Here is a 26,169-nt window from a genome sequence, read left to right as displayed (position 1 = left end):
ACGTAATACTATAAACTGTTTATAATCATTAAAAGTCAATAACACCAGTATTATACGGCACTTTCATAAATTATTTTAAAAATTAAAAAGTAATAGCTCTACCCAAAAAATGTCTAAACAATTTTCGAGATACATATGATATTTATCAGCAATGTAACCGCAATTAGTTAGCCTAAAATAATCAAGTTATGACTTTAGATATGTTTTTCAATTTACAAAAATCAGTTTTCAAACCGTTAGCACACATACAATTAAATTAACTATCTACACGTAGTTTATGAATGAATCGTATTCCACTATAAACGAAAGCAAAAAGCCATGATATTAGCGTTATCAACCATAATATGCCAAAAAATTTTGATGGAACAAATTTTACTTTTAACAGATTGACACCTGGCCTTGAATTTAAAATTACCGCACCTAATTTGGAAATTTTAAATTCTTTATTATGTAAGTTATTATGATTGAACACTAACTGCGTCTGCGCATAATGAAATACTGGAATTTGAGTTGACTTTGATTTGTTAGAATCATTAACCCATTTTAACACCAATGTATTATTACCACTTATACTCTTTTGTACAGGTAAATTGTTATTTAATACTTGTTCAGAATATAATTTATAGGGATTTAATTCACTATAATTGCTAGCAACTACTTTTTTATTTGTTGGTAAATAATCGGGTGTTGGTTTAACAAGTAATCTTAATCCTGTACCTAAATCATTTTGCCTAAAAAAACTGTTTCGTATTATTTGTAAATTATTAGTCCTTTTTTGAACAGCATGTAAATAACCTAATTGATTATTTTGCCAAAGATTTGAAGCTTCATTTATTGATTCATTTGTGTAAAAGCTCATCGAAATTGCTAAAGTAAACACCAATGATTTAAGAATTGTTAACTTTTGTTGACTAATCTTTAGCTCAGTTAAGGTCATTCCAAAACCAATTAATAATAAGATATCAGCAACCACTGTAAATCTTTGTGGCTCTTGAAAAGATTGCATAAAGGCCACATGATTTCCAATAACCGTCCAAGGAATTAAATTAGATGATAAAATTAAATAAAAAAAACCGACAGTTGTTACTGTACGTTGAACCAAAGAGCTTGCTTTCCAATTTATCAATACATATATAAATTGAAAAATAAAAATCAATGGGGAAAAAATACCAAGATGATTAAAATCAAACTGTGTTGAACCCAAAATATTGGCAGAAACTGATAGATTTAAATTAGGAATTGGCGCTAGTATATGATTGCTTTTATATAGCTCGACCATTGCTCCCCAAATATTAGCAGACAAAAACAAAACAATGCCAATAGATAGTAATAAATCGATAATCATTTTCTTTTTATGATCTGTTCTAATAAATCCAATTATCATAAATGGTACTAATGCGCTGACACCAATTAGCGTACTTAAAACATGAACTTGAATAAGTATCGCCGTAACACTGACCAATAAGTATGGATTAATGGGTCTTTCAGTATTTTTGATCATATTAATTGCAGACAAAAAAAGGTAAGGGAAGATAGCGGCCCCCCATGATGTAAAGGCCTGTTGCATTGTCCAAAATGAAACGGCGACAGAGGACATGTACATTATTGCAATGCTAGTTGCATAGTATTCATTAATACTAACTTTTCTTGCTAGTAAAAGCATCCCTGTTCCACTAATAAAAAAAACAAAAAAAGAAGTTACTACTTGATACTTAAACCAAGAACCCATTAGTAGCAATAAAAGACCATTTGCATAAGCAAAAAGTGGTCCATATAAAGCATTAACCACTCTTGCCGTTTGTTGAAATCCATAAATAGACTGAAAATAACTAAAATGACCATGTTTAATTTGCATAGCGGCCTCATAAAACCTATTCATGTGAAAAAGCGAATCAGCCCCCAAAATAATCGAATGATCATATATTTGCGGCAACTGAATAATAATGGCAAATAAAGCCAAAACTAAAAAAGGAAGCACTTTAGTTTTGCGCCAACTAATGTTATTCATTCAATTATCCTCCCTTTTTGAATGAGTAAACTTAAACTATTTTTTTCAACCTATACAACCTATTTTGTCCTACCTTGAAGATTCAAATCATGCTTAATCTTAGTAGTTGAAATACCCGTTGTTCGTGGTAAATAGATAACCTCACAATAGTCCTTCAAAAAATCAAATTGACCTTTCCAGTCGTCGCCCATCACAAACGTATCAACGTGGTATTTTTTAACATCATTAATCTTCTGATCCCAATTTTCTTCAGGAATAACTTGATCAACGTACCGAATAGCCTCCAAAATATACTTGCGGTGCGCATAACTATGGTAGGCCTCTTTATGCTTTATTGCGTTGAATTCATCAGTTGACAATCCAACGATTAGTTTATCGCCTAGTTGACTTGCCCGCTCTAAAAGACGAACGTGGCCCCAATGAAGTAAATCAAATGTTCCATAAGTAATAACAGTTTTCACGCTTCTATCTCCTTTAACTTAATGCCGCGAACCCACGAAATCCTTCACGGTGGTCATAATCTTCGGCCGTAAAATCACCATGAACAGTCCGTAAATGACAATGCCGACACCAACTTCAAGAACTAGGTTAACGGCGCCAAATGGCAGGTGTAAATTCATGGCAAAGACAACGGCAAACATCACTACCCCAGCGAGTAAATATTTCCAAAAACTGGTAAATAAACGACTAAGCGACGCCTGTTTGCGAATAACGTACAACTGATAAAAAGCAACACTGGCTTCAGAGACAACGGTAGAAATCGCCGCTCCAACGGCACCCCACTTAATAATCAACGGGATGTTAAGCAGTAAATTAACAACGGCACCAATGGTTACGGACACCGTGTACTCACGGTTATGGTTAGTGGGCAGCAAATACTGTGTGCCAATGGCGTTACTCCACGCTATGAACAGGATAACCGGCGCCTCGCACATCAGCAAAGTACTAGTAGCCGCAAACTTAGGTCCAAAGAACCAAGTCGCAAACTTAGGCGCAATCGCGGCCAAACCAAACATCATTGGAATTGACGCAAAAGTGACAAAATCAAAGGTCGTATACAAATAAGAATTTACCTTTTTCATATTACCTTGAGCAAAGGTGTGGGCAACTCGCGGCAACATTACGGTACCTGTCGCCGTCACAATGGCCAGTACCATTTTAACAATCTTATCCGAATTATCGAAAAAGCCTGCTGCCGTGACACTATCAAATTGGCCCAACATCGTTTTGTTTAACACTAAGTAAATCTGTGTGGCCACTTGGGGCACAAATAAAACCAGTGCCGGTCGAAAATGCCGCCAAATATTCAAGTGGTGGAACATCCCTGGCACCAAGCGTTTGCGCAGATACGGCCACAACGTGATGTTACCAACCAGCTGGGAAGCACCGATAATTAAAATGTACAGTGCTGTATCACTGGCCGTTTTAACAAAACTAAAGATTAAAACAACAGACAAAATCTTAACCAGCATATTCCGCAAAACAGTTGTTCGAAAATCTTCGGTTCCCATAAAGAACCACGAAATATCAAACGCCGCCGCAATTAGCTGGAAAGACTGCATGACTAAATAATTATGGTATTTATGGACAATGGCCAAGTAGCCCATAAAAATAACAATGGCCCCTAAAATGGCAATTATCCGCAGACTCTCAATTTCCCAGAAAGTCTTAGTTAACTTGGCCGGATCATCCCGGTGGTACGCAATTTCGCGGTTACCGTAGAGATTGATCCCAATGCTACCGAATAAGACAAAATACTGGATAATTGAATTTGTATAGGCGTTGATTCCAACACCTTCTGGGCCTAAAACCCGGGAAATATAGGGTGTCGTAATCAAGGGAACGAGAATCAGAAATAACTGATAACTCGCATTATACAAATAGTTTTTAACGACCTTCATAAATTAATCACTGAATTCCTTTTTGACGGTGGTCAAAGCAGTCTGGATCACTTGGTGCATATCGTAATATTTATACTGACCTAAACGGCCACCAAAAACGACGTTGGGCTGCGTTGCCGCTAGTTCTTTATACTGTGCAAATAAACCATTGTTTTCTTTATTGTTAACTGGGTAATAAGGTTCGTCGCCTTTTTGCCAAGTCTTTGGAAATTCCTTAGTGATAATTGTTTTCTTCTTGTTACCCCGGGCGAATTCGAAGTGCTTGTGTTCGATAATCCGCGTATACGGCGTTTCAGCGTCTGTATAGTTAACCACAGCGTTACCTTGATAGTTAGGTTGATCTAATTCTTCAGTTTCAAAATGCAAACTACGGTATTCCAGCGTACCCAATTGATAATCGAAGTATTGATCAATCATGCCCGTGAAAATTACCTTTGGCGAATCCTTTAAGTACTGCGCTTTATTAGCGAAGAAATCAACGCCCGTTTCAACGGTAATCTTATCGTCGGCCAACATTTTTTCGATAATCTGCGTATAACCACCAATTGGGATACCTTGGTAGGCATCGTTAAAGTAATTATTATCGTAAGTTAACCGAACGGGCAAGCGGCGAATAATGAAAGCTGGTAAGTCAGTTGCCTTTTTACCCCACTGCTTTTCAGTGTAGCCCTTAACCAATTTTTCGTAGACATCCCGCCCAATCAGAGAAATCGCCTGTTCTTCCAAGTTAGCTGGCTTTTTACCGGCCATTTCTTGGCGCTGTTCGTCAATCTTAGCCTGAGCTTCTTCAGGAGTAATGACGCCCCACATTTTATTGAAGGTATTCATGTTAAATGGCATATTAAAGATTTCGCCCTTATAGTTAGCGATGGGACTGTTGGTGTAGCGGTTAAATTCCGCAAACTGATTAACGTAGTCCCAAATATCCTTGTTGCTGGTATGGAAAATGTGGGCGCCGTAAACGTGAACGTTAATGCCGTCAACGTTCTTAGTGTAAATATGACCACCAATATGATCTTCCTTCTCAATTACCTTAACCGTTTTACCCCGTTTTGCCGCTTCGTACGCAAAAGTTGCGCCGAACAAACCAGCACCAACTACTAAATAATCATAATGAGCCATTATTTAAATTCCTCCTGAATTATATTATCACTTAAAACATTATTGATACATACGCTATTATTATACAGAAACTAAGTTAAAATAACAGTTTAATTCTATAACTAAACCAGTATTTAAACTTTTTTAGTAAATGAACAAAAATGAACAAAATAAATTTTTATTACCACTCAAAACCAAATTAATTGCCCGTAAATAAAAAATATTGAAATTACATTAACTAACCAGTACTATAAATGCGATCAAATCTGATTAAATACGCCTAGATTGCTAATCGCATTATTTAAACAAACACAATAATGAGTTTGACGTCCTTCAATGATTCTCTCTAGCATAGAATACCTTCTTTCTTATATATTTTTAATGATAATGATCATAACACGCTTTACAACTCAAAAAAAAGCATGCAAATCTTTTTTATGTTACTCTATTAAGGTTAGGTTGATAAAATTACTTATTTCGGGTGAATTATGAAAAAAATAACGCAACAAGACGAAAAAAGGATTATGCTCGAATTGTTGATCTATCTAGATCAGCTTTGCCGAACAAATGGGATCGAATATTCACTTTGTGGGGGGACACTTCTTGGAGCTATTCGTCACGGTGGCTTCATTCCATGGGATGATGATGCTGATTTAATGCTGACTCGTCCTAATTATGAAAAGTTAAGACAGCTACTTCAACAAAAAAAGAATTCACGATATTCTTTAGTGCAGCCAAAAGATCCAAATTATTTTTACAGCTATCTCAAAGTATTTGATACTCGAACGATTATTCAAACGCGATATAAATTAGATACATTAGATCCCTTTGGCGTCTTTGTTGATATTTTCCCGGTTGATGGTGTACCTAATAAACCAAAATTACAGCCATTTGTTGATCAATTAGCAAATTACGAAAAAATGATGAATACCGCGCCGTGTTTTTATTATTCATCTCACTCACGTTTTAAGGCCGTTGCTAAAAGTTTGTTGCTTTTACCTGATCATTTAAAAGCAACACAACATGGACATGATATGGCCTACTGGCGACAGCAAATGCTTGAATTACAGGAAAAGTATCCCTTTGGTTCCACAAAATTAGCTGGTTACGTTCTTAGCGAATTTCGTGAACGGGAAGCAATGGCAACCGAAATCTTTATTGGAACTGAAAATACCAGCTTCGAAAAACGAGAATTTCGCCGCATCAAACACTATCATGATTATTTAACCGCCTTATATGGGGACTATACAAAATTACCGGCCAAAAAGGATCGGGTTACAAAGCATCCATACAAACTTTTCTGGAAGAATTAAAATATTATTGCACATTAAAAAGGACTAAGACAAAATCTTAGTCCTTTTTAATGTGATTCAATATAGTCAATTATCTCAGTAGTCGCAGTTATTTGCTTGGGCTGATACTTAGCGGCAAATGCTTTTGCCTGTTTGGAAAGGGTTGAATAGTCCGCTGTACCTAATTCTGCTAAATACGCGTATAACTTCGACGTACTAGTAAAACTTGGTAAAAGGTTTCCGGCGGGATTCATGTATAAACCGCGTCTTTTAATGTACACCTGCAAATCGGCCTGTAAGAGCAAGATTGGTTTGCCTAAAATAGCAAAATCAAACATCAAACTTGAATAATCCGTCACCAAAATATCCGCAATTTGAAAAAGATCATTGATCTGAGGATAGTCGGTTACGTCATAAACAAAAGTACTATCCTGTGCCGGTTGCTTACTCAGCCGGTTATCCGCAACGTAGTAATGGCTGCGGTTTAAAATAACATACCGCTGTTTAATCCGCGTCAAAGTTGCAGTGTCTAAGCCTGTTGGATCCAAAGAAGCATTTTTATACTGGTAATGCTTAACTTCAAAATCACGAAAGGTTGGTCCGTATAAAACAACCTTTTTATCTAACGGAACACCCAATTTTTGTTTGAGCGCCGTAACTTGTTGTTGAGTAAACTTCTGCTGTAGGCTTTCATTACGCGGTAAGCCAACTTGATGAATTTGTTGAGCCGACCTAGGAAAAATGTGGGCAAAAATTTGGCCATCATAGTCATTACAAGCACATAAATAATCAAACTGAACTTGACTGAACCATTTAGTGGCAAAATTCTGTTCTAGCTCGTCACCACCTAAATATTTCAGTGGAATACCGTGCCAAGTGTTAATGTAAACGTGGCCAGCACGAGGAACTGAAACCTGACGAACGAGCTCAATGGTTGAGTTACTCACCCAGTACTTGGCCTTTAATAAATAATAGACGTGGGCAACCGAATTATCGCGAACCAAAAACCGTGGATCGACTTCTGGCATTTTGCTAAAATCATCAATTAACCAGTACATTCGATAACCCTTAAAACGCTGATCCCTAGTCATTTTTTCGTAAATAACGCGGGTGGAATCATTATACGAACTCCCATAGAAACTATTAAAAAGGATCGTTTTCTTATCCGCGTGAACAAACAGACGAAGAACACCAATTACGATTCGGTAAAAAAGCCGGCGAAACCCATTAAGTATCACAAATAAGCCCGTCATTTCACGAATTAACCGTCGAAATCGTTTAATTGAAATCACCTACTTTTTAGTCTTTTAAATCACTCAGATCAACTTGCTCAATTTTAGGATTAAACGATAAACCTGCCATTGTTCCCTTAAAAATCACTTTTAGTTTCATCAAACGATGGCTATTTTTACCAAATAGAACACGCCGTACCGAATTTAAGACAAAAAGGAATTCATAAGCAGAGGTTTCAAAGCCCTTATGCCGTGCTGTAAAATGCCGGTTGCGAAATGAATAATAGTATCGCGCAATCCGTTTAGGATTATTTTCTAACGCAATATTAACACTCTTATTCTCCGCCATTTTATGAATAACGACACTCTTATTAACTAAGTAACAGTTAAAGTACTTGGAAACCCGATTAGTATATTCAACATCGTCACCCCAGATAAAGAAATCTGTAATTGGATAACCAACTTTTATTACTGCGGTACGAGCTACCATACAAGAAACAAATGAGGCCGCCTTAACTGCAACAACATCCTCATCCAGTGCTCCTGTCCAATTCTTAGCCAAAGTTGGTATGTTCATTGCGCTAGGTTCACCATTGGTCCACTTAACATTACTACATAAAAAACCAAGATGCGTTAGTTTATCGGTCTTACTCAACATCTTTTCTAGAGCGGTTTTCGTTGGAATCGTATCATCATCCATAATCCAGGCAAAATCATCTTGTGTGTGTTTAATAAACGTTTTTAACCCCGCATTAAACCCCCCGGCACCCCCAATATTACGAGGTAACCGAACATAATTAATTCGACCTTGCTGGCTTAATACCGTCAGATAATCCTGCGTTGTCTGCTCACTAGCATTATCAATCACAATAATGTGATTTAAAGGGTGTGTTTGATTAAAAAGTGCCTGTAAACATTCCTTAAGTAAATCAAGTTTATTATACGTTACAACTAGCGCTGCTACCTTCATTTTCAACTTCCTATCCATTATCTACCCTTACTGATACAGGGCGTGTATTGCCTTCACCGTCTGCTTTTCATCATAGCCTAATCGACGCAACGCAGCAATATGTCCCTGCCGCCGCTCGCTATTTTGATGTTGCCCAATCACTTCTGCCCATTGATTCGCAGATTTGGATAACGAGATTGGAAAAACAATCTCGTGGTCATAGCGATCTAATGGTATTTCTGCGGAAGGGAAAATAGTTAAACCAGCAGCCTGAGCCTCGACAAAAACCATACTCAAACCCTCATGTAATGATGGAAAAATTAAATAATCCATTACCTGATATAAATCAGCCATATCAGAACGCCGGCCTAAAAATTGGACCTGATCAGTTAGTTTTGCCGCCTTAACTTGCTGTTTAAGCAGCGTTTCAAGTGGTCCTGTTCCGATTAAATACAGAATAGCTTGTGGGTCTTGGACCGCAATTTTAGCAAAAATCTTAATTAAGAATTGCTGATTTTTCCGCTTTTCGAAAACACCTACATTAGCGTAAACGTGTTTGCCATCCAAGTTAGCTGCTTGACGTAGCCGCCGTCGCTTTTCAGGATCAAAATTAAACTTGGCCAAATTAATACCGTTGCGAATTAGGTGATAACGCTGTCGTTTAACAATTGAACCGGTAAACAGCCATTGTGCAGCCTCTTTGGACACTGCCACAAAATCAGTAGCTACAAAATGACAAACATACCACTTGCCAAAATTATGTAGTAACTTTAAAACGCGTAATTTAGCTGCTGAACCATCCGTTCCAAAATAAGTATTGTGGGAATGAAGGGTTATTTGCTTAGCACCATAATGCTTGGCCATCATTAACGGCAAAAAGTTCCACATTGCTGAATAATTAAAGTGAACTGCATCATAGCGACCTCGATTTGCCTTCAAAAATTGGTGCCAAGCCTTTAAATGACTGTGTAATCCCTGATTGGCCGCCGGAATAACGGTCATTGGCCAGCCATATTTTGCCTCAATCTCCGCCTTCATTTCGGACGAACCAGCATTAGCCAACGCCTCAAACTGAATTTGTTGATCATTAATATTACCAAAAGCGTTCAAAATAAACGAAGTGACGCCGCTGCCATGTAGAAAGTCACCAACTATTAGGACCCTTTTCATGGTTTGGCGCTCCGACCAAAAAATTTACGCAATAAAAAATTGCCGCCCTTTTTAAACCAATTTTGCTTTTCCATGAAAACAAACGGTACTTCAGTCGTTTTATACTGTAAATTTTGGGCTAACCAAACATCTAACAGTCGTTCACTAACAAAACCGTAAACTCGAGTTTCGTAACTATCATACCCGGTGATATCAAGTTGTTTCTCCAGCTTTGTTAAAATATCAAATAACCAAGTACAGTACTCGTTAAATGGCTGTTTTTTCATAATGAACATATTAAACATGTGGGCCGAAGTCCGCTTCATTGCTTGATCAAAGTCGGCCAAATAACTAGGATAGTCGCGAGCAATGATTTGGCGAGTAAGCTCTAATGGCTCAGCGTGATGGGCGTGAATGTAATGGGAATAGTTAGTTTCAATATAGTATTTGCGTCTAGTTGGCAAAACCACATCGTGCTCAACTAATAATGAATCCACTTGGTCCTGCGTTAAAATACTAGTCAAACTTCTTTTCGGCCGAAGGCTAAAATAGCGACGATAGTGAACCAAACCAATCGCATCAGCATCTAAATTTTTCCATGCCCAATAGACCGCCGTTAATTCATTATAGTGAGCATTTTTTGCAGAAATATTATCACCAGTATTATCACCCTGAAAAGTTTGGTTAACGTTAGGATGCAGAGCCTTCCCTACAAAAATGGGTAAATACAAATTACTATCGCTGGGCATTACATAATTTTTATGAGCTGCTACTAATATTTTAACGTTCAAGATTTAACTCCTTACTTGCGCGTTTAAGCATGACAATATAGAAGAAGAAAATAATTAGGTAGATTTCATCTCCCCAGGAAAAGGTAAAAAATGCAATTACTGAAAAAAGAACTAACGTAAAGTAAAAGCTGTCCACAATGGTATTATAGAAAATTGCATTAGATAATTGGCTAGTAATTGCTTGTTTTTTTATCCGCCAAGCCAATTTTATCTTATTATATAAATAAATGAATAACGGTACAACTCCGGTTAACCCAAAACTCGCAAAAATCATGCCCCAAATACTGAGCGCTGGATATCCAGTTTTTAAGAAATTAAAATGAAATTCGCCATTAAGCGTTGTTGCATGCGGCACAAATTTAAAAATATAATAACTAAGATAACCTTGCCCCGCTCCAAATAGTGGGTAGTGCAAAAAAGTTTTAAACAACCCAATTGTTCCACCAACACGATTTCCTGTTCCTTGCTTGGCAAATAAATATTTAGTTAATAACGCGTGTACATATGGTACAAATTGATATAGCCCTGCAAGTAACACCAGTCCAACAATACCAATCACAAAATAAATTCGTCGGTACTCCTTTGGTGCTGAAACAAAAAGGCATAATAGAGCAATAATAATAACTAAAATACCAGTCGAAGTTTTTGCCAAAAGTAAAATTAAAAATAAAAATAATAAAAGTCCCAAATATTTCCAAACATAGCGAACACGTGCATTTTTGAAATAGTCAAAATGATTTTTGATTGCAGCAAGTATAAACGGTATAAATACAATCCCTATTTGTGCTGAAAAATACGCGGCCTCTGATGAAAATCCATTGATTCGTCGCATAGTTGTCGTATAGCTACCAACCCAATAAAAATCTCCACGATTGGTGTGTTCAACCTCAAATAAACGACCCATCAAATTAACCCACATGTCCGTTTTTCGACTAACAGTTGCAATGGCTTGTGGAATCAATACTAATACCGAAAAAACAAATAATGTAATTAAAATGGATTTAGTGAAATTAAGTGCAGAAGCATCATCTTTAATGATGACACTCATAAAATAATAAACAAAGAAAATATTTCCAAAAAACAGAAAAACATTAACCGGACCGGTTGATAGGCCGCTTGTATTTTCTGGTTGATTTGTAACATTATAACTATAAATAATCATCACTAACTGAGCCAAAATATTAATTAAGGTAATCGTCAAAACTTTTCGATTAACCATTATTGCACTAAAAGTTCCCCGTACTGTAACACAGCGATATAACATCATAACCGCAAAAACATAAATCGGCAATGTTGCCAGAACACTTGGTAATGTGTAATTAATATTTTTTGTAAACAAACTAATAGGGATTATAAACCATTCCATGCTATTCACCTCATAAAATATTCCGAATTTTAACGTTTAAATGGATTCACCAATATCCCCATTTGCCAAAGAACAATCAGGCTTCCAATTATAAGGCCAATTAAACTACCCAAAAAGCCATATTTTAATCTATTCATTGGACTTTGGATTATCTGTTTTGTAGTATTCTGTGTCACTATTTGAATACGTTGTTTGTTTGACGATTGCCGTTTTAATTCAGAAATAATTGTTGCTGACGTTTTAACTGCCAGTTTTGGTGAATTACCAGTCGTATTTAGATTAAGGTTTGGTGACTGTGCATTAATAATTATCTGCACATTATGCTGTAATTGGGACAAGCTTTGCTGATAACTTGAGTCCGACTGTAATTGTTGTTGAACAGATTTTAAAAATTTAGCAGAACGAATCTTATCCTGATACTTCATGCGTGCAGAGTTATCTACTTCCCATTTTGCTACTTTATGGATCTTATGTTGCCGTAACAACTTTTGACGTTCTTTTTTCTCCTTTTGTTTATCTTTTTTGGGATTAGATTTTTCAGGCGTTATTATTTGGTTATTCTGTGGCCTTAATGCATCTTTATCCTGCAAACTTTCAATAAATTGATGTATTTTCCCACTAATTGTTGTCGCAGGCTTTTCCGGTGCAGGCAATGGGATAGGCTTTTTCTTTTTAGGTATTGTAGAAAACTTTTGCGCCAATTTTTTGTCATTTTTATCAACTGGCACGTATGTAGTATATTTTTTCTCTACATAAAAAATAGCGCTTGCTTTATATGTTGGCTGGTAAAATACTTTAGCTGCGAAAATACCACTCATTGCAAAAATAATTATCGCTAATAAGATTACATACCAACGTCGGAGCAGAGCTTTAAAAAGTCCCACTATAGAAATTTCATCTTTCATAAGATCCCCACACTCATTAATTAGATTTGCTATTCAGTCATAAATCGATCCATATACAAATGTGCTGATGATATTAAACCACCAGCACATTCCTTAATTTTTTAATAGGCACCCGTACTCTTAAAAATACTGATAATATTTAAGAACACGATCTTGACATCGAACCAAAAATTGGCGTGATCAATATAATACATCTCAATATCGCAACGTTCGGGATAACCGATGTTGCTGCGGCCACTTGCTTGCCAATAACCCATTGCACCAGGCGTCATGGATAACAGTTTACGCACATTGTCGCCGTATTCCTTTAATTCCGTCCGGACAACGGGACGGGGTCCAACTAGTGCCATATCGCCCTTTAAGATGTTAATGAACTGTGGTAACTCATCAATCGACGTCTTTCGGATAATTCGTCCAAAATGCGTGATCCGGGGATCTTCTTCGGCAGGTAGCTTATAGCTGTTGGCGAGGTACTTTTTGTATAACGCCGGATTTGCTTTTAATTTTTTGTCTGCATTGACGACCATCGAACGAAATTTCCAGATCTTGAACGGCTTCCCGTTCTTCCCGATTCGTTCTTGCTTATAGATCATCGGTCCACGGTTTTCACCAAAACGATAAAGGATAAACATAACCGCAAACACTGGGATTAAGCAGATCAAGGCGATGATAGAAACGACGATATCGCAAAGCCGCTTAATCGCTAAATAAGTCTTTGATTTGCTCATTGGTTGTTCTCCACGAAATAATATTGGGTCGGCATCCTTATGGTAAAAATCAGATTGCCAACGACGCCCAACTGTTTCCTTTTTTTCCATTGTTGGTCCTCCCCTAACGTCCAAAACTGACGTTAGTTTAGTCAGCGTAAGTTTTCAATAACAACAGGCGCTTCATTACTACCAAGAAGCGCACGCCACTAGCGTTTAGAACTGCTAGCCGAATGATTAGCTTCATTTTACTTACGTAACCTAATTACAACAGCAACAAGTATACCCAAAATTTTCTACGAACACAAGTCATTCTTGAAAGGCGACCTGCTTGCTGCTTTGAAATGGCGTTTGGCTTTTGCCTTGTTTCAAACGCTAACGAAAAACAAAATTGGCCGTTAATCCTTTTTGATGCCGGAAGTAAACGACTGCCTTCTTAAAATCACGTCTAGACCATGTTTGGAAAACACCTTTTTAGAATGGCCTAGTTGATGCAAACGTGGTTAAAAATTAGTTTGCTAATTTAATGGTATTTTACCGCAATTCAATCCCTTGATTCAACTAAAGTCATTTAACCATTTAAAGTTTAAGAATTTCGTAAGAAGTTGCCGTGAATTTCATGAGCGACCCACAACCAACGTTTACGGACCGGTAAAAAACGTGGTAGGATATAATTTGTTAGGTTATTGACATATTTTAACACACAAGGGAGCCGCTCATGTCTAGTCAATTACTGGTCAGCTACGATAACGATCACGATGAATGTCAGCGTTACATCTACCTGCTGCGTAAATGGGGCCAAAACCCCAATTTCCCCGACGTCATTTTTCAGGAACAACACATGGCGCCAACGGAAAAATTGGCCGCGGTTCCAGCAGTCAATGAGCAAGCCGTCAAGGACTGCTCGGCATTGCTACTATTAATTGGCAACCAAACGATGGAGAACGCCTACTGGGTTGGCTGGCAAATCACGGCTGCGGTCGCTTACCACAAACCGGTAATCATTTACAAATTGCGGGCTGCCTACCTGTCACCTTACGAAGTCTATGATTATGATGTTGCCTGGTTGGCCGAATTTTCTTACGATGCGATCCGGACGATTTTTTTGGAAGTCGCTAAAGAATAAATATTTAGCGACTTTTACTATGCGCTCAAGTACTTTAAATATTTTGAAATTCCTATATTAAAAATAAGTCACTTTTTTACATTTTCTACAATTCGTAATTTTTTCTGAATAATTCGATATTGTTCTTGAGTATCCATTTCATATACTGCAAATTCTGGTACCTGCCATGTTGTAATGTGTAATTGTTTTAAAATATTAGCTGGGATATTATCCCAGTATAGTGTTGCATCGGTGAGTGTATCTTCAGTTAAATATTTGCTGTATGTTGCCTTGATCACCTCAGCATCGGCAGCACTCCAATAAGAAATCCCCGACATAGACGGAATGTGTTTAGCAGTGATTAGCATTTTAGTTACTCGTCCTTCAATTTCAACGGGACACCACTCTGTGCCGTGGAGTTGGCGTAAAATTGTAATATAAGTACTCTGATGTAACGGTTTAAAAATATTTTTATTCATTACAGTATCGGCGTCAATCACATAGGAATTACCAAAATAAGGGAGTGCTTTACTAAAGGTGTAAATACTGTTATAAGAACGGTAATGATCATTATAAATCAATTTAACACCAGGATACTTTTCAACCAAGTAGTCAAAAGTTTTGGCCAAATACCCTGTTACAATATTAATTTCATGAATTCCGGCAATTTGCAGCATTTTAATGGTACGCTCTAAATTAGGAATACCATTAATTGGTAATAGCGATTTATGTCGCTGTGTGGTCATCTCTTTAAAACGACTCCCAAGACCTGCTGCCATAATAATTGCATTCATAACATTTTAGCTCCTTTAATCTATTTTCGTAAAAACAATTTAAAAAATTCCCTTGGATTATCTGTTGTTAAAATTGATCCAATAATAATTAAGATGGCTAGTAAAAATGTTTTAAAATCAATCCCATTACCAAAAAATATTCCAATTAAGATTGCCCACGCTGAATAACTAATATTCAATCCCATTGCAACAATCGGTCCAACAATATTAATTGATCGATAATAGCATAAGTAAGAACTAGTTCCTGCTAATGCTGTTAGGACTAAGAGCCCAATAACCGGCTGCTTTAGAACGACACCAACTAAGGGGTACCCATTAACAAGTGGCATAATAATTGCTGCATAAGTGAAAGCAGAAACTAGCTGTCGTATTTGTAAGGCAACATCAGGTAGAACATCGTTTTTCATCCCATATGAACAGATTACGGACTCACAACCCCAACCAATCACACATAACATTGCAAACATAAATCCTAACAAATTATTATGCGGCGTTTCACTCGTTGTAAAACCCAAAATCATTGTAGCGATAATCGCAAGACATAGACCAAAAACACCTCGTAATTTTAAACGTTCATGTAAAAATAAATAACTAAATAGAGCCCCAACTGCAGGGTACATTGCCGATATCACCGCCGTATTAGAAGCACCAATATAATGAATAGCCAATACATAACCCGTCATTCCAATTGGGCCACCAAACAGAGCGGCTAACATTACAAAACGACCACTACGTGAAACAAGTGCTTGACCTAACAACTTAAAATTATGTGCTACTCCTGTATACAATAACATCCAGAGACTGGAGAAAGTATCATGGAGAAAGGTTGCAACCAATGGCGCAATGACTAAATAATGTTTAAACGGAGATAGGCCTAATATAACACCAATTAATACAGTATCTAACCCCCACAGCAGACCACCAGTTAAACCAAACACATTACCTGAGGCCTCACTTTGCTTCATTTAAAAGTACCTCCTGCATCAGCTTCACGCCTCGATCATAACGATCTCGGCCATAACGTCCAAAGTTTTCACCGCTGGCCTCTTTAGCAATTGTCCACGTACTCCATAACATATCCTGAAAGACTTTAAATATATTAAGCTTGGTTAATTCGGCAGTACTCGGTCGATGCGTAAAATAATCACTCAAAAATTGCTGTGTTTCATTTGTTGTTAACTGACTTTCATTACACAAGGCCGCTAGATCCCAAAACGGATCATTCATTCCAGAGTATTCCCAATCAATTAAAAACAATCTTCCCTGATCACTTTTAACAAAATTTTCGGCAACTAAATCGTTGTGACAAGGTTGACTGGTTAGGCCATACTTATGCTCCAATAAATGGTATAGCTGAAATACTTGTTGCCGAACATTTTCATAATCAGGATAATAATCGGCACCCTCCTTATTGACAATCTGTTCATATTTATGCCATTCAGAAATAAAGTCAAATTGATTAGGAAATTCAAGTTCTGAAAAATGCAATTTATGCAGCATCTGTGCAATCTGACGTAAATTATCACTAAAACGAACTGTGCGTGGTGATAGAGTCACCGCACCAGGAACTGACTTAGCAATCTTTATTCCTGTTTGTGGATTAATATATTTGGTTTCCACATTTAGGCCGAGAATACTACCTAACTGAGCATTTAATGCTTCACTTTGACGATCAATCATAACTTCTGTCCATTTACCAGGAATTCGGATAAAATAATCCTGTCCATCCACTATTGCCTCATAATTGGTGTTAGTCATCCCCCCGGCAAAATGAATATCGCTAATGGCACTAGCCTGTACATTGAGGATTGTCTGAATTTGCTGTTTAGCATAATCTATCTGATTATCGTTTTCATTGCGCCTAATTAATGGATAGATATAATCCTGTGCGCGTCTATATTGTTTTTCATTATCAAGATTGGCCCATGCAGTATTACTAGACAGTAAGCATTTAACTTCATAGGATTGACTGGCCTCTAATAATAGATATTCGTAGTTAAGCCATTCATTTTGATTGTCTTGGTATAAATAAAACATTTCATTCAATAAAGTATGCGAAACTCGACTGATGCCAACCATTTCGGCGGACAAACGGTTCATTTGACGGATATCCTTAGAGATTCGAACTAAATTATTTTGTTGATCAAAATCAACGAAGGCCTCATCGCCAGAGCCACTAATACTGGCCGTAATAATGCTATTTGCCGCCTTATTATCCATAATTTGGTCAAGCAACATACTCTCGTATAATAAGTCGCCTTCTATAATAAGACAATCTCCATTAATCTGCCCTCTGACTAGGGCTAAAGATCGCATAGTTCCTGTAGTGGCATAAGCCATATTCTCTAAAAAAATCACATTACGATTGGCAAGGTGTGCTTTAACTTGATTAGCACCATATCCAACTATAACGTAAACATTCTCAATTTTGAAACTATTTAATAACGTCAAGGTTCGATCTATTGGTGTCGTATTATCAATTGGCAGCAGGCAAGCAGGCAGTTCAAAATCCTTAGCTTTCCCTGCGGCCAAAATAATTGCAGTATTAAGCCGATGATTAGCTTGTTGTTCAGTTTTCAACCGGATTTTACGATAAGCCATCAAAGTTACGTTTAAACGTTGGCGCCCCAATTGAGTCAGTTGATAAGTAAAGGAACGACCACGTTTACTAATAATAATCAAATTTTTGGTCTCTAGATGTCGTAATAATGCATTAGTGGTTCCTACTGAAAGACCAATTTTATTTGCAATTTGTCGCTGAGTTACTTGTTTATTATTATTTAATTCTAATAATATTTCATCAATTTTATCCATGACATTCACCTCTTGTTCATTTATTGAACATAACTAAAGTACCGTAATTCAAGAATCATGTCAAGATCTGCAATTTATATATCATAAACAAAAACGAATGAAGTCGCTTTTTTATGACAATCAATCAGGACAGTCATTTAATTCATCATTATGCTTAAAAAAGATTGTTACTTGTAAGTTACTCTTAAAAATATGTTTACCACCCGTAATTTATCGAAAATCAGTTTGCCGATCTTCTAACTAATTCAATCGGAAATAAAATTTTCCAAACACAAAATAGCCTGCTAAACGTCATTTTCAACGTTTAGCAAGCTATTTCACGTCTATTTACAAATCAAAGTTCAATTTACGAAATAAGCGTTATTCTTTTTTCTTTCTCAAAGCTACCATCGGCGCAAATAAAGCAACTAAGAACGCACCAATTAGGGCAAGGAATGATTCGTTAGCCGCGCCTGTTTGTGGCAACTTAGCCACTCCCAGCGCCGCATTAGCCTTAGTCCGTGGCGCTTGGGCCGCCTGCGCCTGGGTCAAACTTTTAGCACTAACGTTGGTCCTATTAGCTATAGCCGTCTGTTCAGTGGTCATTGCCGGTTGCGTTACGTTCGCCAAATCAGTTGGTGTTGCGGCGCCGGCGGCCGTTGAAGTCGCGGCGGTACCTGGAGTTCCCGGGGCTGTTGAGCTCGTCGCGCTACCTGGGTTGCCTGGTGCCGTTGAACTGCCTGCCGAGCCTGGGTTGCCCGGGGTAGCCGAACTCGCTGCTGATCCTGGGTTGCCTGGTGCCGTTGAACTGCCTGCCGAGCCTGGGTTGCCTGGTGCCGTTGCGTCATTTTTGGCGTAGGTGACTGTAACGGTAGCGTCGGAATCTGCCGTAGTTACACCAACCACAGCCGCAACCTGTTTCTGATCAGGTGTATAGCCCGTAATGTCTGGTGAAACTTTGGCCGAAAAACTATCGTCACCATTTTCCGCAGTCCAGTCAGTGTAAGTGGTGTTACCCGTTACTTTATCCGTGGTTGCTGTCCGGGTGAAGGTCACGCTGTCAGTCACATCCGCTGCGGCCGTGGTCCCATCCGAATACTGATAATGAACTGTTTGGTTAACGGTTTTACTCTCCGTCGCCGTGCTTGTGGCGTGCACAAGGTGAACCAGATAGCTTTGCGTGGTTGCACCGTCGCTATCAAAAATAAACTGTGAACCAGGATAGTCGTTACTGACTAGTGTATAGCCGGCCAAAAGATAGCTGTTAACGCGGTCGGTCGTTAGGTAGCTGCTAGTGCCGCCACTAACTCCCGTCAGGTTATCAACGATTAGCGTTTTTCCAGTCGTATCATCAACGTAGCTCACCGTTGCACTTTGTGTATTGGCGGTGTAACTAATCTGCGTATCTGCCGTTGGTGACGTTGGTGTTGGTGGCGTGTAGCCTGCTTCAGGATCGTTAGGGTCAACTGGCGTCAAAGCCGTGCCATCGGGACCAGTTGGTGTATAACCAGGAACGTACGGAATCACGGGGTTACTTGGATCATTGGTTGGCGTGGTCACCGTACTTGGATCATTAGGGTCAGTTTGGTAGGGCGTGGTCGTTGGTTTGCCACCGTTTGGCGGTGTTACCACGTAACCGCCGACTTGGGCGTAAACTAGGGTGACCGTTTGATTCGTACTATCGTCACCATCATAATCCAACTCTTTGCTAGTGCCATCGTTTTTAAGGACGTAACCATCAACCACTTTACCAACACTGCTAAAGTCCACCGCCGTCCCCGTTTTACCGGTCAAAGTATAGCTACTCTTGCCAGCAGAATTGGTAACAGCCTTACCCGCTTCATCCACTAAGTTCACCGTCACCGTTTGTGTATCGGCGGTGTAACTAATCTGCGTATCTGCCGTTGGTGACGTTGGTGTTGGTGGCGTGTAGCCTGCTTCAGGATCGTTAGGGTCAACTGGCGTCAAAGCCGTGCCATCGGGACCAGTTGGTGTATAACCAGGAACGTACGGAATCACGGGGTTACTTGGATCATTGGTTGGCGTGGTCACCGTACTTGGATCATTAGGGTCAGTTTGGTAGGGCGTGGTCGTTGGTTTGCCACCGTTTGGCGGTGTTACCACGTAGCCGCCGACTTGAGCGTAAACTAACGTGACCGTTTGGTTGGTGCTATCGTTGCCATCATAGTCTAGGGCTGTGCTAGTACCATCAGTCTGCAATACGTAACCATTAACCACTTTACCAACACTACTAAAGTCTACCGCCGTGCCCGTTTTACCGGTTAAAGTATAACTACTCTTGCCAGCAGAATTCGTAACGGCCTTACCTGTTCCATCAACTAAGTTCACCGTCACCGTTTGTGTGTCCGCGGTATAACTAATTTCAGTATCCGCTGTTGGTGACGTTGGTGTTGGCGGTGTATAACCTGCTTCCGGATCGTCAGGGTCAACTGGTGTCAAGGCCGTGCCATCGGGACCAGTTGGCGTGTAACCTGGTACGTACGGAATTACCGGATTACTTGGATCGTTAGTTGGCGTGGTCACCGTACTTGGATCATTAGGGTCAGTTTGGTACGGCGTGGTCGTTGGCGTGCCACCGTTTGGCGGTGTTACCACGTAACCACCAACTTGAGCATAAACTAACGTGACCGTTTGGTTGGTGCTATCGTCGCCATCATAGTCTAAGGCTGTGCTGGTGCCATCAGTCTGCAATACATAACCATTAACCACTTTACCCACTGAGCTAAAGTCCACCGCCGTGCCCGTTTTACCGGTTAAAGTATAACTACTCTTGCCAGCAGAATTCGTAACGGCCTTACCTGTTTCATCCACTAAGTTCACCGTCACCGTTTGTGTATCTGCGGTGTAACTAATTTCAGTATCTGCCGTTGGTGACGTTGGTGTTGGCGGTGTGTAGCCTGCTTCAGGATCGTTAGGGTCAACTGGCGTCAAGGCCGTGCCATCCGGGCCAGTTGGTGTGTATCCTGGTACGTACGGAATTATCGGATTACTTGGATCATTAGTTGGCGTGGTGACTGTACTTGGATTATCAGGGTCAGTCTGGTACGGCGTTGTCGTTGACGTGCCACCATTTGGCGGTGTTACCACGTAGTCACCGACTTGGCTGTACTGGTAAGTGACAGTTATATTTTCGCCACCAATTGTGCCACTGGCGTTCGTTGGTAGACCAGTCAAAACATAACCGGCAATTACGGCCGCACTAGTTTTATATGCCGCGCCATTTTCGTAGATCGTATCGTCAACACTGGCGGTTTTAATTTCTGCGCCAGTCGTCGCGTCAACGTACTTAGTTGTCACTACAGGTGTAATCTCCAGGTTGCCACTAATACCAACTGCTTTAACGAGCAAGTACAACGGATTGGCGGCGGCAAAATCATTCAAGCCCTGATCGCTTAATTTAACCACATAACTCCCTGGTTTTTCACTAGTAATGCCCGAAAGATCCAGGTCACCAGAACTCGTCGCAACTTCGTAATAATTGGCGTTGGCAGTAGCGGTCCAGTCAGTGGGCACAGTATAACCAGTCGGTACGTAAACTAAATAACTAGTTGGATCCGTGCTAGTCAGGCCATCATAAACCTTGGCCTGATTTTGAACCGTAATTGCCGTTACCTGATCGGCCACATCACTTTCGTTGACCTCTTCTTGGTAATAAACCGTGTAAGCGTTACCGGCACTAACCGTCGCTTCTGAAGCGATTGGATTAACAATCTGTGGGAAAAGCTGTGGTGTGATTACGGAACTATTCACCAAAACGTAAGTATGTCCATTCGCCACAATCGTTGCTTGCAGCTTCGTCATCGGATCATAGGTGGTCTGGGAATCGCCAGTAAAGGTTACTGCTCCTAATTTCGTATTAGCTGGTCCCACCAAATTATAGGTGTCTTGGACCTGGCCCGTGACAATCGTGTAAGGATAAATAAAATTAGTATAACTAGAATTAAGTACGTAAGCACCAGTAATACCAAGTGCATTGGCCACCGATGCAACGTTGGAATAGCCGCTTAAAGTAACTGCATAGTCCCCTTGCGTATACGCTGGGTCACTGGTCAAATACATTACGGATGAATCAGGTGAACCAGCATTAGTTCCAACGTAGCCAGATGTTGTCCCAGAGTCGCCGTTTGCAACAACAGGCAGATCAAATAGGCCGCCCACCGTATTTACTGAGCCAAACTGAATTTCAAAAGTTTGCCGACCATTGTAGTCAGTCAGTTGAGTTACTGTTAGACCCGAATAAGCAACATTCCCGCTTTCCAATTCAGCAATAATGGCAGCCTTTAATGTTTCCGCCGGCGTAGGTGACTGCGTGTACTGATTGGCGGCATTCACCGTCGCAATATCAAAGCCACTAGGAATGATCACGAATTCCGTTAAATTGGAAACTGTTAATTTACCCGCGTTATTATTCAGTAAGCGTAATTCTAAAGTTAAGCCAGAACCATCAGCGATGGTAAATGCCTGGCCTTCACTCTGACCTTTAATGGTGACATAATAGTTGCCTGGATTAAAATGTGTTGTTGCTGTAGCTGCGGTATTGACCGTAATCGAGCCAGTCTGAACGTTGTTGCTATCAAAGGATACCGTTGGGTTGTCCGCCTTTAAAGTAGTCAAAGCGGCAGCCGTCAGAGTCACGCTATAACTGCCATCCACACCTAATTGAACGTTGGAAGTATCAAAATAAGAAATTGGAACATTGTAGACGATAGAATTCTGCCCTGTATTATCGTAAGAAACCGTCCAATCAGTTGGTGCAGTTAAACCGTCATTTAACGTCACACTCAGCGTTGTTGGTAATTTTGTTGTGGCTGTTGCGGCCCCGACAATCACCTTGTTATTGACCATAATCGTAAAGTTGCCGGCGACCACTGCATCTGCCGTCACGGCGTAATTTGGATTAGCGGCCTGTAGATCACTCAAGCCTTGTGCGCTTAGCGTAATTGGGTAAGTCCCAATACTTTGGCTACTGACACTGGTCAAGTCGCCAGTACTAACTGGTACATCATAAGTAAGGATTGTGGAACCGGCAGTATTACTACTATCCAGCGTCCAAGTTGTTGGTGCAGTTAAGAAACTAGGTAACGTGACCTGATAGTTAGTCGGCATATTGGTTGCGTCATTATCAAAATCTTTTGACTGCGAAACAACCTTAATTGCCTGGGAAGGTACCAGGGCCTGTTTGATGGTTAACGTTCCCGCCGTCACATCGGCCATGGTAACGTCAACGCCTGGATTGGCCGCTTGAATTTCCGCCAAACCAGCCGCCGTTAGCGTAATCTTGTAAACTCCCGCATCCTGCGCCACCGCCGTTAAATCAATATCGCCAGATGCCCCAGCAATCATCGTATTATTTGTGCCGGATAAGTACCAAGAAGCCGGCGCCTTTAAATTAGAAGACAAAATAACCTGATACGTCACTGGTGTACCCGGCTGATCATTATAAGTTTTGCTGACATTGCCAATAGTAATGTTGGTTGCGACTGCAGCCGTTACCACCCGGGCCATTTTAGCCGCGGTGGCCACCACACTAGTAGCTGTTGCGGCGGAAGAAATCAATGTTTGGTTGGCGCCACTGGCCACTAAATTATTGGCCAAATTAATTGCCGCCACTTGCTCGGCGTTATCTGTGGTTGCCGGGCTAGGAACGACTACCGTGGCCCCGCTAACATTTGCCACATCACTAGCCGTAACGGCGGCAGTATCGCTAGCTGCACTACTGCTGGTACTTGAAGCGTTAGTTGGGTCATTTGAGACCGCTGAACTCTCGGCCGAACTGGCCGTTGAGCCAGCAACACTGCTTGGTGGCGTGGCCGTACTGGAAGCAGCCGGCGTAGTTGATGAAATACCTGAAACCAAGCTTTGATCATTAGTTGAGCCGCCACTTTGCTTTAGCGCGGAACTAGCAACACTGCTGGCGGCCGAACTCGTTGCATTGGAACCAGTAGTTCGACTGCTAGTTGTAGTCGCACTGGCGGCACTACTTTCATTTACCGCTGAACTGGCCGTACTTTTAGCGGTGCTCTGCTTAGCAGCGGAACTGGCCGCGCTGGAAGCTGTACTTGCCTTTGCCTCAGTGCTGGTCGCACTGGTAGCGCTGCTCTGCGTGGTCGTAGAACTGGCTGCACTAGAAACCGTACTCTGACTGGCCGCCGAACTGGTGGCACCTGCCTTCAACGCCACTGTTTTAGCGGTTAATTGATTGGCCGCAGAAGTCGCCGTCTCAGTGCTGGCCGAAGTTGCGTCACTAGTGTTACTAGTCGCCGCTTCCGTATTAGTTGTCAAACCAAATAGAAGCGCTGAACCCAGCGTTGCCATAGAAATACCAGTATACAACCAACGTTTGCCAGCCTTATACATTTTATAGTGTTGCTTAACATCCCGTTGCGCATTTAATAATCGACGAATTTTCATTATTCACTCTCCTTACTTAATTTACTATTTTCTTGAGTGCCCGCTAATTAGTTCCAATCCAAAATTATTTTCAAAAAACTAATGCCGCCTACAGTCTAACTACAATTAGGCCCCTGGGTTAGGCTGGGACCAAGAACGCAGTTGCAACATCCACTGAATTTGGTATTTATCGGTGAACATCCCCAGTTTGGCGCCCCAGCCCTGATCAGCCAAAGGCATATCGATTTTGATGGTTGGCTCACGCATTAGGCGGTCGTACAGAGCCTGTGCAGTCGCCGATTTCTGAGCATCATCGCTATCAATATCAAGCAATAGACGGGTACTGTTGGTCAAATGCTGATTTTGTTCAAAGTTGTCCGCCGCGTAAAGCCACTCACCTAAAATGGTAAATGCCGCGTGCATCGTTAACTGGGAAAAATCCACCCCACTTGGAACCTGCATGGCTTGCGCCGCCGCGGCCGTTACCGGTAGACGAACAATATTCTGGGCATCAAAAACGGTTTGATAATAAGCCAGTGCTTCCTTCGTATTAGCAAAAGTTAAATATGGATAAATTGCGCTGTGAGCCGTCATCATAATCCCTCCATCACTGGCAGTTCATGCTGTTACACTGCCTTTTCAACTACGTTTACATTAAATTGATCAAGTAAATGTAAAACCATTTTTTAATCACAACTAACTAAAATAGCCCTCATTAAAATCTATTATAGTCCCACTCCTAAATAAAAAAAATCAAGTTTTCAGTGACTTTCTTTTGTCTTTTGACACTTTTTCAAGGCAAGCCTTTCTATGTCTGAATCAGTGTTGCTTATGCAAGTATACCGCTTACATACTAATAGGGACACAGCAAAAATAAATTTACCGGTCCCTGTTTCATTGACACATCTAGCGTGTTTCTTAACTATTTTTATTAAAATAGTGGTGGGAGTGGTGGAAAAAGCGGTTAGGTTCTACTCCGCAATTGGGGATTATTATTGGCTTCGCTGACGATGTCGATCGAACTAAGATGAACCGAAGTCCGAATCGCAACCTACCTAGGAATGGTATTAGTAACCGTATTTTTCAACGCTTGGTCAAAATTAGTCTTCTTGCGCCCCTAACATTTTTAAAACAGCTTGCGCGTTGGCCTGATTCAGGCATAGAAAACGAACAAATTCTAGAAAATTCAGCCTATCACTTTGACGGTACCACAGCTGACCAAGCCGCCCTAGCCTTTCATCTGGATACAGCTTTCGATCTAAGTAATCTTTGGGGCACCAGGCTGAGCTTTGTGGGCTTGTCATTAATGTCCCCGACGCCACACGATTGCTAGGTGCAACCTTATTAGTTTCTGTTTCTGCCATGGCTTAGAACCTCCTTCTAGGATCGATACATTTTGCAGTAGTTATGCAATTAATTCCTTAATTGACATTTCATCCCTTACAGTTTCAATTTTTCACCTAGCAAATTCTGTAGTTCCGCCTGCCAGTGATGGGCCGCCAGCAAAACGACCACGTCACCGGTACGCGTGTTGCGAATTAGCAGGCTGCCGCTGTTCCGGTCCACCTCGCGGACTAGCCGGTTGAGCTGCGTTTTGGCCTCCGTCACGGTTAATTCTTGCATGAAATCACCTCCTAGCCTTTTAGGTCTATTTTGTGCAAGCAC

Annotated in this window: 20 protein-coding genes; 2 read left to right on the top strand and 18 right to left on the bottom strand. The window is 40.3% G+C overall.

Features of this window, described 5'->3' with window-relative positions; all coding sequences use genetic code 11:
* Positions 1–256: 256 nt before the first annotated feature.
* The 4 genes from AYR53_RS07090 to glf are packed head-to-tail and all read right to left on the bottom strand — an operon-like array spanning position 257 to position 5,031.
* Positions 257–2,008: a hypothetical protein gene (locus AYR53_RS07090; protein WP_068280960.1), complete on the bottom strand. Its 1,752-nt coding sequence runs from the start codon at positions 2,006–2,008 to the stop codon at positions 257–259.
* Positions 2,009–2,067: 59 nt separating this feature from the next.
* On the bottom strand, positions 2,068–2,469 hold the full coding sequence (gene tagD, locus AYR53_RS07085) for a glycerol-3-phosphate cytidylyltransferase (protein ID WP_068280963.1): 402 nt from the start codon (positions 2,467–2,469) through the stop codon (positions 2,068–2,070).
* An 18-nt stretch (positions 2,470–2,487) separates the two neighbouring features.
* Entirely contained in the window at positions 2,488–3,909 is a 1,422-nt protein-coding gene (locus tag AYR53_RS07080; RefSeq protein WP_068280967.1) for a flippase, read from the bottom strand.
* Positions 3,910–3,912: 3 nt separating this feature from the next.
* Positions 3,913–5,031, bottom strand: a complete 1,119-nt coding sequence (gene glf, locus AYR53_RS07075; RefSeq protein WP_068280974.1) for a UDP-galactopyranose mutase — start codon at positions 5,029–5,031, stop codon at positions 3,913–3,915.
* Between the two features lie 467 nt (positions 5,032–5,498).
* Between glf and AYR53_RS07070 the strand changes: the two genes are divergently transcribed.
* Entirely contained in the window at positions 5,499–6,323 is an 825-nt protein-coding gene (locus AYR53_RS07070) for a LicD family protein (RefSeq protein ID WP_082920451.1), read from the top strand.
* 47 nt (positions 6,324–6,370) lie between these two features.
* On the opposite strand, the gene AYR53_RS07065 is transcribed toward AYR53_RS07070, so the two are convergent.
* The 7 genes from AYR53_RS07065 to AYR53_RS07035 all read right to left on the bottom strand — a co-directional run bounded on the left by AYR53_RS07065 (position 6,371) and on the right by AYR53_RS07035 (position 13,422).
* Positions 6,371–7,594 carry a CDP-glycerol glycerophosphotransferase family protein gene (locus AYR53_RS07065; RefSeq protein ID WP_068280982.1) on the bottom strand — a complete coding sequence of 408 codons (1,224 nt, stop codon included), beginning with the start codon at positions 7,592–7,594 and terminating at the stop codon, positions 6,371–6,373.
* 7 nt (positions 7,595–7,601) lie between these two features.
* Positions 7,602–8,504 (bottom strand): glycosyltransferase family 2 protein, encoded by a 903-nt coding sequence (locus AYR53_RS07060; protein WP_068280985.1) that lies wholly within the window; start codon positions 8,502–8,504, stop codon positions 7,602–7,604.
* Between the two features lie 27 nt (positions 8,505–8,531).
* Complete coding sequence (locus tag AYR53_RS07055; RefSeq protein WP_068280991.1) at positions 8,532–9,653, bottom strand: glycosyltransferase; 1,122 nt, start codon at positions 9,651–9,653, stop codon at positions 8,532–8,534.
* Positions 9,650–10,423, bottom strand: a complete 774-nt coding sequence (locus AYR53_RS07050) for a DUF4422 domain-containing protein (protein ID WP_068280994.1) — start codon at positions 10,421–10,423, stop codon at positions 9,650–9,652. The genes AYR53_RS07055 and AYR53_RS07050 overlap by 4 nt, the downstream gene beginning before the upstream one ends.
* Positions 10,413–11,789, bottom strand: a complete 1,377-nt coding sequence (locus tag AYR53_RS07045; RefSeq protein WP_068280999.1) for a hypothetical protein — start codon at positions 11,787–11,789, stop codon at positions 10,413–10,415. Before AYR53_RS07045 ends, AYR53_RS07050 begins: the two co-directional genes overlap by 11 nt.
* A 29-nt stretch (positions 11,790–11,818) precedes the next feature.
* Entirely contained in the window at positions 11,819–12,694 is an 876-nt protein-coding gene (locus tag AYR53_RS07040; RefSeq protein ID WP_068281005.1) for a Wzz/FepE/Etk N-terminal domain-containing protein, read from the bottom strand.
* A gap of 101 nt (positions 12,695–12,795) precedes the next feature.
* A complete protein-coding gene (locus AYR53_RS07035) occupies positions 12,796–13,422 on the bottom strand; it encodes a sugar transferase (RefSeq protein WP_225418557.1) in 627 nt (208 codons plus the stop codon).
* A 697-nt stretch (positions 13,423–14,119) separates the two neighbouring features.
* Between AYR53_RS07035 and AYR53_RS07030 the strand changes: the two genes are divergently transcribed.
* On the top strand, positions 14,120–14,527 hold the full coding sequence (locus AYR53_RS07030; protein WP_068281009.1) for a TIR domain-containing protein: 408 nt from the start codon (positions 14,120–14,122) through the stop codon (positions 14,525–14,527).
* Positions 14,528–14,595: 68 nt separating this feature from the next.
* On the opposite strand, the gene AYR53_RS07025 is transcribed toward AYR53_RS07030, so the two are convergent.
* The 7 genes from AYR53_RS07025 to AYR53_RS06995 all read right to left on the bottom strand — a co-directional run bounded on the left by AYR53_RS07025 (position 14,596) and on the right by AYR53_RS06995 (position 26,127).
* Positions 14,596–15,300 carry an NTP transferase domain-containing protein gene (locus AYR53_RS07025; RefSeq protein ID WP_068281011.1) on the bottom strand — a complete coding sequence of 235 codons (705 nt, stop codon included), beginning with the start codon at positions 15,298–15,300 and terminating at the stop codon, positions 14,596–14,598.
* Between the two features lie 20 nt (positions 15,301–15,320).
* On the bottom strand, positions 15,321–16,265 hold the full coding sequence (locus AYR53_RS07020; RefSeq protein WP_068281013.1) for a DMT family transporter: 945 nt from the start codon (positions 16,263–16,265) through the stop codon (positions 15,321–15,323).
* On the bottom strand, positions 16,252–18,114 hold the full coding sequence (locus tag AYR53_RS07015; RefSeq protein ID WP_068281020.1) for a phosphotransferase: 1,863 nt from the start codon (positions 18,112–18,114) through the stop codon (positions 16,252–16,254). Before AYR53_RS07015 ends, AYR53_RS07020 begins: the two co-directional genes overlap by 14 nt.
* Positions 18,115–18,474: 360 nt before the next feature.
* A complete protein-coding gene (locus tag AYR53_RS07010; RefSeq protein WP_068281022.1) occupies positions 18,475–24,525 on the bottom strand; it encodes an MBG domain-containing protein in 6,051 nt (2,016 codons plus the stop codon).
* 105 nt (positions 24,526–24,630) lie between these two features.
* Entirely contained in the window at positions 24,631–25,101 is a 471-nt protein-coding gene (locus tag AYR53_RS07005; protein WP_125636173.1) for a VOC family protein, read from the bottom strand.
* Positions 25,102–25,604: 503 nt separating this feature from the next.
* Complete coding sequence (locus AYR53_RS07000; RefSeq protein ID WP_068223152.1) at positions 25,605–25,868, bottom strand: hypothetical protein; 264 nt, start codon at positions 25,866–25,868, stop codon at positions 25,605–25,607.
* Positions 25,869–25,944: 76 nt separating this feature from the next.
* Complete coding sequence (locus AYR53_RS06995) at positions 25,945–26,127, bottom strand: type II toxin-antitoxin system Phd/YefM family antitoxin (RefSeq protein WP_068223145.1); 183 nt, start codon at positions 26,125–26,127, stop codon at positions 25,945–25,947.
* Positions 26,128–26,169 lie beyond the last annotated feature (42 nt).

The sequence above is a fragment of the Loigolactobacillus backii genome, from assembly GCF_001663675.1.
Lineage (GTDB): Bacteria > Bacillota > Bacilli > Lactobacillales > Lactobacillaceae > Loigolactobacillus > Loigolactobacillus backii.
Note: the sequence above shows the minus strand (reverse complement) of the source record. Positions and strands in the feature narration are given on the sequence as shown.